The 12,217-nt window shown below is 43.6% G+C and carries 12 protein-coding genes; 7 read left to right on the top strand and 5 right to left on the bottom strand.

All coding sequences use genetic code 11. The features are described from left to right. The first annotated feature begins 131 nt into the window (after positions 1-131). Positions 132-1,298, top strand: a complete 1,167-nt coding sequence (locus OCV36_RS10635; protein WP_004736271.1) for a DUF1887 family protein — start codon at positions 132-134, stop codon at positions 1,296-1,298. A 204-nt stretch (positions 1,299-1,502) separates the two neighbouring features. Here the strand turns inward: OCV36_RS10635 and udp are convergent, their stop codons facing one another. The 4 genes from udp to OCV36_RS10655 form a co-directional block, all read right to left on the bottom strand. Continuing rightward, complete coding sequence (gene udp, locus OCV36_RS10640) at positions 1,503-2,261, bottom strand: uridine phosphorylase (RefSeq protein WP_004736272.1); 759 nt, start codon at positions 2,259-2,261, stop codon at positions 1,503-1,505. 284 nt (positions 2,262-2,545) lie between these two features. Beyond that, positions 2,546-4,897 (bottom strand): zinc/cadmium/mercury/lead-transporting ATPase, encoded by a 2,352-nt coding sequence (locus OCV36_RS10645; RefSeq protein WP_135456638.1) that lies wholly within the window; start codon positions 4,895-4,897, stop codon positions 2,546-2,548. A 152-nt stretch (positions 4,898-5,049) separates the two neighbouring features. Then, positions 5,050-6,513, bottom strand: a complete 1,464-nt coding sequence (locus tag OCV36_RS10650) for an MATE family efflux transporter (RefSeq protein WP_135456640.1) — start codon at positions 6,511-6,513, stop codon at positions 5,050-5,052. Positions 6,514-6,685: 172 nt separating this feature from the next. Then, the gene (locus OCV36_RS10655) at positions 6,686-7,102 is read right to left on the bottom strand and encodes a CBS domain-containing protein (RefSeq protein WP_017073879.1); all 417 of its coding nucleotides are present in this window, start codon (positions 7,100-7,102) and stop codon (positions 6,686-6,688) included. A gap of 303 nt (positions 7,103-7,405) precedes the next feature. Here OCV36_RS10655 and OCV36_RS10660 point away from each other — a divergent pair, with 303 nt between their 5' ends. Further along, the gene (locus OCV36_RS10660; RefSeq protein WP_017073880.1) at positions 7,406-7,639 is read left to right on the top strand and encodes a hypothetical protein; all 234 of its coding nucleotides are present in this window, start codon (positions 7,406-7,408) and stop codon (positions 7,637-7,639) included. A 226-nt stretch (positions 7,640-7,865) separates the two neighbouring features. Next, a complete protein-coding gene (locus tag OCV36_RS10665) occupies positions 7,866-8,162 on the top strand; it encodes a hypothetical protein (protein ID WP_135456642.1) in 297 nt (98 codons plus the stop codon). Positions 8,163-8,285: 123 nt separating this feature from the next. Here the strand turns inward: OCV36_RS10665 and OCV36_RS10670 are convergent, their stop codons facing one another. Next, the gene (locus OCV36_RS10670) at positions 8,286-9,242 is read right to left on the bottom strand and encodes a glycosyl transferase family protein (protein WP_135456644.1); all 957 of its coding nucleotides are present in this window, start codon (positions 9,240-9,242) and stop codon (positions 8,286-8,288) included. A 284-nt stretch (positions 9,243-9,526) separates the two neighbouring features. Here OCV36_RS10670 and OCV36_RS10675 point away from each other — a divergent pair, with 284 nt between their 5' ends. From OCV36_RS10675 to OCV36_RS10685, 4 genes are all read left to right on the top strand, one after another. Further along, entirely contained in the window at positions 9,527-10,138 is a 612-nt protein-coding gene (locus OCV36_RS10675) for a TetR/AcrR family transcriptional regulator (RefSeq protein ID WP_017073882.1), read from the top strand. A gap of 138 nt (positions 10,139-10,276) precedes the next feature. Beyond that, positions 10,277-10,612: a hypothetical protein gene (locus tag OCV36_RS25470; protein WP_017073883.1), complete on the top strand. Its 336-nt coding sequence runs from the start codon at positions 10,277-10,279 to the stop codon at positions 10,610-10,612. Positions 10,613-10,702: 90 nt separating this feature from the next. Further along, positions 10,703-11,302: a thiol:disulfide interchange protein DsbA/DsbL gene (locus OCV36_RS10680; protein WP_135456646.1), complete on the top strand. Its 600-nt coding sequence runs from the start codon at positions 10,703-10,705 to the stop codon at positions 11,300-11,302. A 261-nt stretch (positions 11,303-11,563) separates the two neighbouring features. After that, entirely contained in the window at positions 11,564-12,058 is a 495-nt protein-coding gene (locus tag OCV36_RS10685) for a peptidylprolyl isomerase (RefSeq protein ID WP_135456648.1), read from the top strand. The last annotated feature ends 159 nt before the right edge of the window (positions 12,059-12,217 follow it).

Consider the following 12,217-nt stretch of genomic DNA (forward strand, 5'->3'; position numbering starts at 1 on the left):
TGAACAAGGGCAACTTTTATCAAGGGTTGCCCTTGTTTTTTATGATCTTTGTCATTATATGATTATTAAGGCTTGCTGCTTCCCGTTTTTTTCTTTCACCTTTATGAGCGAGCCGCTATTAAGGAATTTATATGGCTGTTCATGTTGGCATTATCGATCAAGATCCCATTCGCTTGATCACCCCACTACTCGATAACCGAACGATCAGCACTCATATCGTGTTCATCGGTGACAAGAATCAAGTCAGTATTTACCAACGCTTAGACAGCGTTTTGCAAAAACGCGACATTACGAGTGAATTTTTCGAGATCCCAACCCTCGTAAATACGTCCGCGATTAAAGAATCTATCCAAAACCTTGCCGAAGACCTCAAAGCTCGTGGAGAAGAAGTGAAACTCAACGCAAGTTGTGGCCTTCGTCACCGCCTACTTTCTGTCTACGAAGTATTTCGTACTTACCACTGGCCAATCTTTGTTGTTGAACCAAACAGTGACAAGCTGTGCTGGCTTTACCCGAATGGTAAAGAAGATGCACAAGTTCAAGACCGCATCACTATCGACGACTACCTGACTGTGTTCGGCGCTCGCGGTGAATTCAGCGATGTACAGTTGTCTCCGCAACTTGATCAGAAGCTTTATGAACTGGGTGAACGCTGGGCAAGTAATGCACTAGAACTCGGCCCAGGCCTTGCTACATTGAACTACCTTGCAACGACCTGCCGTAAAGAACAGAGGCTTGATGTAGGGTTGTCTGAGAAGCAACAAGGTTATCGCGAACTAAACATGCTGTTGAGCGATTTGGTGGAAGCTAAGATTGCCACTTATGACAATGGTATTTTGACGTTTGCCAATGAAGACGCACGACGCTTCTCAAACGGTGAATGGCTAGAGACTTTGGTTCACAGCACAGTTAAACAAATCCAAGATGACATGCCGACCATTCAAGATCGCTCTTTGAATGTTCAGGTATATCGCCAATTAGGTGAACGTGAGGTTCGTAATGAGCTTGATGTTGCCTCTGTAGTGAACAATAAGCTGCATATCATCGAATGTAAGACCAAAGGTATGCGTGATGATGGCGATGATACCTTGTACAAACTGGAATCGCTTAGAGACCTGCTGGGTGGCCTACAAGCACGTGCCATGTTAGTGAGCTTCCGTCCTCTTCGTCATAACGACATCACACGAGCAGAAGATCTTGGCCTTGCATTGATTGGCCCTGACGAATTAAAAGATCTTAAAACACACCTAGCGGCATGGTTTACCGCCGCCGGTGGTGATGAAGATTTAGAGTGCTAAAAATAAATAGACTCTTGAGAGCTGAACGCTCTTAAGTAAATCTAAAAAGGCGAATGACTATTGAGTCACTCGCCTTTTTTTCTCCAGCTATTCGTCTGTTTTGCTCTATTTTCATCTTTCAACTATCTATGCCTTTAATTTCTTTGCCTCATAAAAAATGGCCGCATCATTCGATGCGGCCATTTTTAAATCTTGGAAACAGACTTAAAGCATTTTACGAGCAGCTTCTACAACCACTTTGATTGAACGAGCTTCTGTTACTTTTAGCGTTTCGTGATCAGGCGTCTCTTTTTGAGTACGGTTGATGATTACACCAGCAACACAACCTGCTTTCAGACCAGAACTTGCACACATAGTTAATAGCGTTGCAGATTCCATTTCGAAGTTTAGAACGCCCATGTCTTGCCATTCTTGCATAGAACCTTGGAAACGCTTAACAACGCGGCCCGAGAACGTATCGTAACGCTCTTGACCTGGATAGAACGTATCACTTGATGCCGTTACGCCCATGTGAACTGTTGCACCTGATTCGTCAACTGCCGCTTTCATTGCAGTTGCTACTTCGAAGTCAGCTACCGCTGGGAACTCCATTGGAGCAAAGTGCAGGCTAGCGCCGTCTAGACGAACAGAACCTGTAGAAACGATCATGTCACCCACGTTTACGTGTGGTTGGATAGCACCAGTAGTACCAACACGAAGGAAAGTACGAACACCAAGTTGAGCAAGCTCTTCAACTGCAATAGAAGTAGATGGGCCGCCGATACCTGTTGAACATACAACAACTGGCTTGCCGTCTAACTCTGCGCGGTAAAGCGTGTATTCACGGTGACTAGCAAGAAATACAGGATTCTCCATCTCTTCGGCAATTTTTTGCACACGAGCAGGATCACCAGGAATGATCGCAAGAGTAGCACCGTTAAGATCTGCTTCAGTAACACCTAAATGGAAAACAGCTTGAGACATAGTTCGCTCCTTTTGGCTTATTGGGCTTTGTTAACCCTTATTTAAGCTCATAGTAAATTCGTGGGGTACGAACACACTCTAACCAAGCTCATTACAAAATGAAGTGACGAGCGTCACACCAATGATCGCAACAAGTTTTCAAGTTTCACGAAAAACCGATTGGCATCACAAAAATAAGCAATCCATACGCCTACGTTGCATACTAATGAGACAAAAAGCGCCTTTAACGTATTACCGCTAAAGGCGCTTTTATAAGAAGAGCATTCGATATCAGTAAACTGAATTTAATCGGCTTTAGATTTGAATCGAAGCAGACGCAATGCGTTCAATGTCACCAATGCCGTCGCGCCACTATCCGCTAATACAGCTACCCACAAGCCTGTAATTCCAAACAAGCTCGTCACTAAGAACACACCTTTCAAACCGAGTGCGAGTGCGACGTTTTGGCGAATATTATTCATAGTCGCTTGCGACAACTCAATCATCGCTGGCAATTCCGTTAAGCGATTGTGAGTCAGTGCAGAGTCTGCCGTTTCCAACGCCACATCTGTACCACCGCCCATTGCTATACCCACATTAGCGGTTTTCATCGCTGGCGCGTCATTGATGCCATCTCCCACCATCGCCACATGTGATTGTTTAGATAACTGTTCAACGTAAGTCACTTTATCGCTTGGAAGTAGACTTGCCTTATACTGCATACCAATCTTGCTGCTGATCGCTGCCGCGCTTCGCGGGTTATCCCCAGTAAGCATGATAGATTGAATTCCCAAGTCATTAAGTCGTTCAATCGCAAGCTTAGCGTCACTACGTAACGTGTCTTGCCAAGCAATCAGACCAATCACAGTCGCAGCTTGCTCGGTTGATTCATCTTGATCTTTAAACTCAAGAGCAATCACAACCGTCTTGCCCTCGCCTTCTAATGCCTCAACCTGAGAAACAACATCGGCACCAAGATCGAACGTCACCTTAGAAGGCGATAGAACCTGATACTTAATTCCGTCGACATCGCCTTCAACGCCACTGCCGATCAATGCTTTCTTATTGTGCGATTCTGGGATCTCAACATTCAGTTCTTTTACTTTCGCCACTAGCGATTGAGCCAATGGATGCGTAGAGCCAACTTCAATAGCACCGACTACACGTAGCATCGCCTCTTTCTGCCACCCAGATAGAGCCTGAATATCCGTAACCTGAGGCTTACCTTCAGTTAATGTACCCGTCTTATCGAAAGCAATCGTTTGAATTTTACCAAGCTGCTCTAGCGCGGCGCCGCCTTTGATTAAAGCACCACGTTTTGCCGCTGCAGCTAAACCAGAGGTAATGGCTGCTGGCGTTGAGATAACCAAAGCACAAGGACACGCAATCAATAGTAAGGCCAAACCACGATATACCCATGTTTCCCAAGGTTGGGCAAACAACAACGGTGGCGTAATAATCACTAACAATGCAACGAACATCATTAACGGTGTGTACCAACGGCTGAATTTATCTAGGAAGCGTTCTAGAGGTGCTTTACGTGACTCTGCCTCTTCAATCAGGTGAAGAATACGGTCAATCGCGTTTTCGCCCTGTTTAGACGTTATCGCAATGCGCACAACTTTATCGACAACCACGGCGCCTGCCATAATGCTATTGCCTTCGATATGCTCAACTGGGATAGATTCGCCCGTTAAAGCACTCTCATCAAAACTTGCGGAATCGGTGATGAGCTGGCCATCAGCGGGCAAACGAGAACCTGCTGCAACTTCGATGACATCGCCAGGGACAAGATCGCAAACTTCAACTTCAACACGTTCGCCGTTAATAATCTTGGTCGCATTCTCAGGGACGAGTGCCATTAACGCTTGAACACCACTTCTTGCTCTTGATGAGGCAAAAGCTTCTAAGCGTTCACCAATCAAAAACAACAGTAAAACCATGGCTGCTTCTGCGGTTTCACCAAGATACAAAGCACCCAGTGCTGCAACACTCATTAGTGTTTCTATCGCAAAAGGCGTCCCTGAACGAGCAAGTAAAACCGCTTTTCTGGCGACGGGATAAAGCCCAAGTAAACAGGTAGCAACAAATAAGCCTTCGCTCAGTTGAGGCTGTGAACCTTTGAGTAAGGCGGCGATTAACATGGAGACTGCAATCGCTAGAATTTGCCAATTCGGTTGAATGTAAGCTTGCCAAAAAGTCTCTGGTTCTTGTTTTTGTTTCTTGGAACCCACTTCCGTCAAAGGGAAGCCTGTTTTGATAGAGACTTGTTCGATCGTTTCAGCAAGGTTTTCACTATCGAATTTAACAACAAGTTTTTCGGTAGCGAATAACACTTTAGCTTCAATAACACCTTTGATGTTACTGACCGCTTTTTCTATTTTTCGAGCACAAGCTGGACAGTCCATTCCCGAGACCAACCAACTTTTTGAAAATTGGGCGTTAAGAGGTTCAGTTAAGGGCAGCCGGTCTTCTTCTCCACTGTCTGAACCACAACAATCATCTGCTGGGGCAGAAGCCGTCGTAGAACTACAGCATGTTGATGAAGAGCTTGCGGCTGTAATACTGGTAATTTTAGGACTAGAACAGGTCGCCCCAGTCGCTTGCGGTTGAACGTCCACTTTTGTAGAACGGCACGCTGCGTGTTTTGCGCACATAATGTATCTCCTTAATACTCAAAAGCCTTGAGGTTGCTGCTGACCAATGACAGCAAAAAACCTTAAGTTCATCAGAAGTATAAACCTTGGAGGTAACTCCAAGGTCAAGAAGAAAAAACCAAACAATCCAATTTTTTAATAAAGTAGTTGTGCTATCGCGGTTTAACTTCAGCGCACTCTTCTCTATTTGCAGACACATCATCAATCAAAACCGCATCATGAGAACAGAAAGGTTGTGTATTCAAACTCACAATAGATACGTCCTCTTCGCCATGGTCAACTTCTGCGCCTTGCATCATTTCGGCAATATGATAACGAAGTACCAAGATTCCCAATAATCCAAACAAAACATTACCAAAAGCTTGTCCATAAAGTACACCCAGCGCGCCATACCATTGCGAGCCTAAATATACGAATGGCAGAGTACCCAGTGTCGCTTTACCCAAGTTTAGAGCGGTAGAATAAAGTGGCTTGCCTAGATTATTAAAAGAAGTATTCGCTACAAATAACGCGCCGTTAAACGTGAAAGTCAAAGCAACATAAGTACAAAAAGCAGCAACAAGGGTGGCCGCATCCCCTTTGAGACTAAAACCTTGGATCACGTAGTCTTGGACAAAGTACAAAAGAATACAAACCGCAATGGTATAAACCGTAGTAACCAACAAAGAGTTGTTCAAGGTTTCTTTAACTCGGTCCATACGTTCAGCACCAAAGTTCTGACCAATGATTGGGCCTACAGCGCCAGACAAGGCAAAAATAACCGCAAAGCAAACCGGCGTTAGCCGACCAATCACGGCAAAGCCCGCGACAAAATCCTCACCGTATTGTGCGATACCCGTCGTCACAATCGCATTACCGATCGGTGTTGCTGTATTGGTGATAATCGCAGGAATGGCAATGGCTAGAATAGGACGAAGGTTAATACGCCACTGCACCAAAGAGGGAGGTGCAACGAGCTGATGACTGCGAATTAAAGGATAAAGAGAGAAGAAAAGTACAGAGAAACGAGCGACAACAGAAGCAATCGCCGCCCCTTCGATGTTCCACCCAAAGCCAAAAATAAAGAGAGGATCTAATATCGCATTGACGATACCACCCGACAATGTCGCCCACATTGAACGCTTTGCATCACCCGCGGCTCTTAAACCTGCACCTGCCGCCATCGCCAACGCTAAAAATGGCCCACTAGGTAATAGAATTTGTAGATAAGCTTGAGCACGTTCAGCGGCCAAACCTTTTGCACCAATCGCAGCCAGCAACTCAGGAATATACGCAAACATCACCGCAGTGATCGTCGAGCTAATAACAAACGCGGTTAACATAATACTGGTGCTGAGGTTTCGAGCTTGATCCTTATCTTTGGAACCAATTGCTTTTGAAACCAGAGCGCCCATTGCAATAGAAGTACCTATCGAGACGGAAGTCGAAAAGAAAGTCAGCGTCCCAGCAAAGCCCACTGCAGCTGCCAGTTCAACTTGCCCTAACATACTGATGAACAACATATCGAGTAAATCGACAACAAATAAGGCCATCAAACCTACAGAGCCTGCTCCCGACATCACCAATATGTGGCGCATCGTTGAACCTTCTACAAACTTTGCAGTTTGATTTGACATGAAACCTCCAAAAACTGAAACATCACAAGCTAAATCTCCATAAGTTTTAGACCTTCTAAAAAAGATCTACAAAGACAAACTCTACGAAGAAAAGCTCTAAAAAGAAAAAAGGCGCTAGTGCGCCTTTTCTAATTGTAGGGTATTGAGAAGAACAATCGTTCTTAACACGCTACTATACCTGATGTTTGAAGCATTCATCTAAGTTCTTGCCAATTGCTCTCAAAACATCGGTCCTGGTGATAATACCCACCAACTTTTTGTTATCGATCACTGGGTAAGCTTTTGGTTTTCCAACTTGCATCATATCCGCCAGTTCAATAATGGATAACTCAGGCGATACCGATAGCACTTCTTGGTACATGCAATCACCCACAACATGCGTGTCCTGGCAGAAATAGCTAACCTTAACCAATTTCTCTAGTAAATCTTGCTCCGAAAGAAAACCGATAACTTGCTCATTCTCGTCAATTACAGGCCCCCCCATATGATGACTACGCATCACTTTGTCTAGCGCTAGACTTAACGCCATATCGGGTGTAAATGTGACAACCCGCGGCGTCATATAATCTTTCACTTTTATTGAATTCATTGCGTTCTCCCTAAAGACTTTTCATTATGTCTTTCTCTATCTTGTTAAGTTAATTGTTGTCTAAAATCTTGATTTTACTAAATGGATTTCAACAATTTTATTGATAGGTAAAACCTACCAAGAAGAAAAAACCAGGTTTCAAAAGGCTTGCGAGCACTTTTACGTCATCGAAAAAAGAAAAAACAGTGCGCTTACAAAGCCTTACTTTCCCTTGCTTAGGCTTACTTAGCCGTACTAGCCTAGATAGATAAACCCTGTAATCTTCACGGCACAAAAAACGAAAAAGTCAGATTCAGGTAATTTATGCAACACGACAACAACATGTACGCGTATATTTATTCAGGCAACGATGGAACGGAAAATACACTTATTGCTATTGTTGATAATGAAGAAAAACCACTTATATCTAGCTGTGTGGATGAGATTAAACGCATGTCGAGCCTAGCTATTGATCTTGCCGCTAAGCACAACCTAAAAGTTAAGCTTGTTAAATATCATAGAGAGCAAGAGATCGACTTCGGCTTGTTCATGAAATAGTGACTTGTTACTCATGTCGGTATTGACCAGTTACCAAGACTTGTTATTAGACGCCAAGCCTTGTAATTATCTAGCAAATATTGTTAATGACGCATGAATGCCGTATTTTGTGACCAGCTTTCGGTAGGTAATCACATTGACAATGATTACCTGTTTTAATCGATAAGCGATAGACCCAGATAAACAAACGGCCTTATCGCTTTTCAATGTCCAAATACGGCCCGCTATGACTTCGCAACGTTCACCTCAAACTTATTTATCTAGCTATATATTTAAACTGACAAGCTACTTTAGTGAGTTATTGGATTTCCAATCACGTATCTGGGTTGTGCACATCTTTGAAGACTCGATTACCGATCAATCGTTTGTGATTAATGAAGACAGCTTTAAAGAGCCGTTAGAGTGGATGAAGAAACGAGCGTATCAAACCGAGATGCTTGAACGAGTTGAGAAGATGAAAATCTCACAAGTCATTGAGATTAAATTTGAAGACAAGATGCACCGTTTGATGCGAGTGAAGTAACCTTTATGTTGTTTGATCATTGATAGCATTTGATCATTGGCAGAAAAGGCCAGTAACAAAAAATAGACACAAAAAAGGCCAGCAATCGCTGACCTTCTCTCATTTCATGTCGTTAGCTGTCTGCTAGCGAGCACAATACGCTTCCCATAAACGCAGAGCCTTTGCATAAGCTTCAGCCTTGTCGTGCGTTTCTGCGAATAAAATCGCAGTCATGCTGTCAACGACACTATTCGCCATCAACTCCATTTCATCTTCTGGCGTGCCTAATACACACTCCTTAGGAAGAGGAAGCTCCGTATTCATGGTTCCTTCCCAGTAGAATGACTCTACTTTTTCAGGAGAACTCATCCACACGGTTTGGCTTACTTTCGGGTTGTATTCCGACTCACCATTCATACCTTTAAATGAAATCACTGAGTGGGACTTGTTACCAATGAACTGCTCAACTTCCGCATGCAACTGCGGGAAACCTGGGTGAAAACTACCACGTAACCCCAAACGCCCACCACCAGGATTTAGCGCTCGAACCACGGTATTAATCGGGGTACGTAAACCGTAACGATGTTTCCAGCCAATCATAGTCTGAGCTTCAGGTGCAAAGTTCGCCAAAGGTAAATAGGCAATACCATCGGCTTCAAGGATTTGTTTCGCGTCTTGTGGGTCTGCAGCAAGGCGAACACCCACAAGATCTAAATGAGTCTCTGCGTGCGTGCGACCACTTGGCTTATCCATATAGCCATGCATCAACACTTTGTAGCCATCGTCTGCTAATATTTTTGCTGCCAACAAATTCCACGGTTTACCACTCGCCGTATCATTGCGTTTTCCGGCATAACACGGCCAATCAATATCTGCGCCCAAATCCGGCACTCGAGATTGAAACGCTTTTACAAAGCCTGCAATTTCTTCATTAGTTTCATTCTGCACACGAATTAACATCAGTAGCATAGCCATTTGGTCGTCTCCGACTTCACCGCTTAAATACTCATCCATGATGCGATAGGCTTGTTCGAACGACAAAGGCTTGCGCCCCCTTTCACCTCGTCCAACAGTACGAATACACTCTAAAATACTACTCATTGACTATTAATTCTCTTCCGTAAATATCAATAAAATTTAATACGCCTTCGATTCTATGACACCCACAGCGCATTGCAAAGCGAATCGGGTACTATCAACGACTATCCATTGAGAACAACCAAGCTAGCAGTAAATCGATGAGGATTCAAAAATGACATTGATTGGTACCCGAACAAAAAACTGATTGGTATTCGAACAGGAAACTGACTAGCATTCTAAAAGTAAACTTATTGGTGTAAAATTGCCGCATGCAATGCTAACCGCGACCTACTGAGTAGTATCAAATGACTGTAAGAAAAACTCTGAGCCAAAAGAAACGTGAATCGATCGTTGCTGCTGCTATCGCAGAATTTACCGAGCGCGGCTATAAAGCCACCAGTATGGATAAAATTTCAAGCCGAGCAGAAGTGTCTAAGCGCACGGTTTACAATCACTTTGCGAGTAAAGAACTGTTATTGGACGAGATACTAGACAGCATTTGGGCCAAAACGCTCACGGCGACCCACTTCCCATATCAAACGGAACAACCACTTGCTGAACAACTCGCTTCGATTGCCAATCAAGAGCTTGAGCTTTTAGAATCCGAAGGTTTTATCGACTTATCTCGAGTGTTATTTTCTGAGTATTTTCATAATGCAGAGCTCGCACATCAGGCCATGGAAAAATACTCTCAGGCCGAGAGCGGTTTAACGGTTTGGATCAAAGCTGCGTTGGCTGACGACCGTTTGGTTGAATTAGACCCACTATTTGCATCCACTCAGTTCATTGCTCTACTCAAGTCTTTTGCGTTCTGGCCGCAGATCATAGGTCATACTCCCTCTCCAGATAAGCAGCAGAAACAAGTAATTATAAAATCCAGTGTCGAGATGTTCCTCAAACAGTATGAAGCGGAATGAAAGTTTGAGTTTAAATAAGTTTTACTGAGTTTGATTAGAGATGCACACTAGGCTGATGTATCATTTGTGGCTCTCTAGTTAATTGTTCGACGCGGAACTTTATATAAGCCCTAGCTCGTTTACCAAGACCAAGAATTCATGCCAAAATTGATCAGAAAAATTTGGGTACACGCTTTCATGCTATTCGCTATGTTAATGGCCACCATAAGTGTGGATAACATAGCGAACGCCAATGCTATGCAGGTTACTCAAAATCTATCAATGTCCTCAAATAGCATCTCAACACCTTATTCAAGTGCCCAACCCAATGTTGAACACCATTGTTGTGGTTCGGTCTGTTTGCTAAAAATGCCACCATTGATTGTGTCGGAGTCCTTCGATACTCAAAGTGGATCTTTAGCTTTGATCGAGAGAGAACCTTCGCACAAAGCGATTGTTGCACCTCAAGCGCCATATCGCCCCCCTATTTCTTAATCGCTTGTCTCTATTTGGCAATACTTGCCACCACGATAAAAACAGCCCTATCGCTGTAAACAATGACATCCAAATTTAGGAAATAAACACATGAAAAAGCTATTTAGCCTATTCGCAGCTCTGATCATGAGCGCTTCAATTAATGCTGCTCAATTTGAAGAAGGCACTCACTATAAGATCCTTGATGTAGCAAAAGCCGACAAGCCCGTCGTGACTGAGTTTTTCTCGTTTTACTGCCCTCATTGCTACAAGTTTGAAGGCGTAATTAAATACCTGAAAGAAGACTTACCAGAATCAGCTAACTTCCAGAAAGTACACGTTGCATTTATGGGTAACGACATGGCAGTCCCTATGGCGAAAGCTTATGCGACCATGATTGCACTCGACACTGAAGAAAGCATGATTCCAGCAATGTTCACTCAAATTCACGAGATGAAACAGACACCAAAAAACGAGGCAGAATTACGCCAAGTCTTCATTGATAACGGAATCGATGCGAAGAAGTTTGATGCCGCGTACAACGGCTTTGCCGTTAATTCAATGCAGAAACGTTTTGATAAGCAATTTGATGCCAGCACACTAACTGGCGTTCCAGGCGTACTCGTAAATAACAAGTACATTGTCAAGCCAGACACCATCACCAGTTATGAAGAGTACAACCAGCTAGTCAAATACTTACTGACACTTTAGCAACCGCTCATCTATTTTGACTATCTGACGAGTTTAAATGTCTGACATGTTTAAATAGCTCAAAGCCAGTGATTTTATCGCTGGCTTTCTTGCCTATACATCTTGAAAAACCGCTCATTCCTCTCACCACTTATACTCACGCCAACACTCAGAACGATTGTTGACTGGCATCCACCCTCATTTCTCATATACTGCACCCTATCAAGTCATCCACTACGCTATAACATTCAAAATATTAGCACTCAAATATTGGGCACCTTTATGATCATTCTGACCACGAACTTTGGCGACATCGAAATTGAACTTAACCTCGAAAAAGCGCCGGTAAGCGCTAAAAACTTTCTTAAATACTGCCAAGATGGCTTTTATGAAGGCACCACGTTTCACCGTGTTATCAAAGGTTTCATGATCCAAGGTGGTGGGCACACTATCGACATGACAGAAAAGCCAACACGTGCCCCTATTGTCAACGAAGCTAACCGTGGCTTGAAAAATGTTATTGGTTCAGTAGCAATGGCACGTACTGACGCACCACATTCAGCGACAGCACAGTTCTTTATCAACCTTGATGACAACGACTTCCTAGACCACACCTCTACCACAAACGCAGGTTGGGGTTACACGGTATTTGGTAAAGTCTCGGCGGGAATGGATGTAGTAAATAAAATTGCTGCTGCCCCAACGACCATTCGCTGGGGACACGAAGATGTGCCATGTGAAGATATCGTTATTACCAAAGTCACCATCAACGACTAACACTCATCCTAAGCTGGCTCCTGAAAAATAATGTTTGCCCAAACGAACTTACGAAACCACAGTATTTAGCTAAGAGACGGTAATGGGCGACTAAGACATAATGTCAATCCTTATCAGAACGACATTCCAAAAATGGTCGTTAGTCACCACTTCCCTTAA

The organism is Vibrio echinoideorum (assembly GCF_024347455.1).
Taxonomy (GTDB): Bacteria; Pseudomonadota; Gammaproteobacteria; order Enterobacterales; family Vibrionaceae; genus Vibrio; species Vibrio echinoideorum.

What these genes read in the sequence shown, in the direction of transcription:
- OCV36_RS10675 (WP_017073882.1), top strand. Translation starts at nt 9,527, where the DNA reads ATGACTGTAAGAAAAACTCTGAGCCAAAAGAAACGTGAATCGATCGTT.
- OCV36_RS10645 (WP_135456638.1), bottom strand. Translation starts at nt 4,897, where the DNA reads ATGTGCGCAAAACACGCAGCGTGCCGTTCTACAAAAGTGGACGTTCAA.
- OCV36_RS25470 (WP_017073883.1), top strand. Translation starts at nt 10,277, where the DNA reads ATGCCAAAATTGATCAGAAAAATTTGGGTACACGCTTTCATGCTATTC.
- OCV36_RS10670 (WP_135456644.1), bottom strand. Translation starts at nt 9,242, where the DNA reads ATGAGTAGTATTTTAGAGTGTATTCGTACTGTTGGACGAGGTGAAAGG.
- OCV36_RS10665 (WP_135456642.1), top strand. Translation starts at nt 7,866, where the DNA reads ATGACTTCGCAACGTTCACCTCAAACTTATTTATCTAGCTATATATTT.
- udp (WP_004736272.1), bottom strand. Translation starts at nt 2,261, where the DNA reads ATGTCTCAAGCTGTTTTCCATTTAGGTGTTACTGAAGCAGATCTTAAC.
- OCV36_RS10680 (WP_135456646.1), top strand. Translation starts at nt 10,703, where the DNA reads ATGAAAAAGCTATTTAGCCTATTCGCAGCTCTGATCATGAGCGCTTCA.
- OCV36_RS10685 (WP_135456648.1), top strand. Translation starts at nt 11,564, where the DNA reads ATGATCATTCTGACCACGAACTTTGGCGACATCGAAATTGAACTTAAC.
- OCV36_RS10660 (WP_017073880.1), top strand. Translation starts at nt 7,406, where the DNA reads ATGCAACACGACAACAACATGTACGCGTATATTTATTCAGGCAACGAT.
- OCV36_RS10635 (WP_004736271.1), top strand. Translation starts at nt 132, where the DNA reads ATGGCTGTTCATGTTGGCATTATCGATCAAGATCCCATTCGCTTGATC.
- OCV36_RS10655 (WP_017073879.1), bottom strand. Translation starts at nt 7,102, where the DNA reads ATGAATTCAATAAAAGTGAAAGATTATATGACGCCGCGGGTTGTCACA.
- OCV36_RS10650 (WP_135456640.1), bottom strand. Translation starts at nt 6,513, where the DNA reads ATGTCAAATCAAACTGCAAAGTTTGTAGAAGGTTCAACGATGCGCCAC.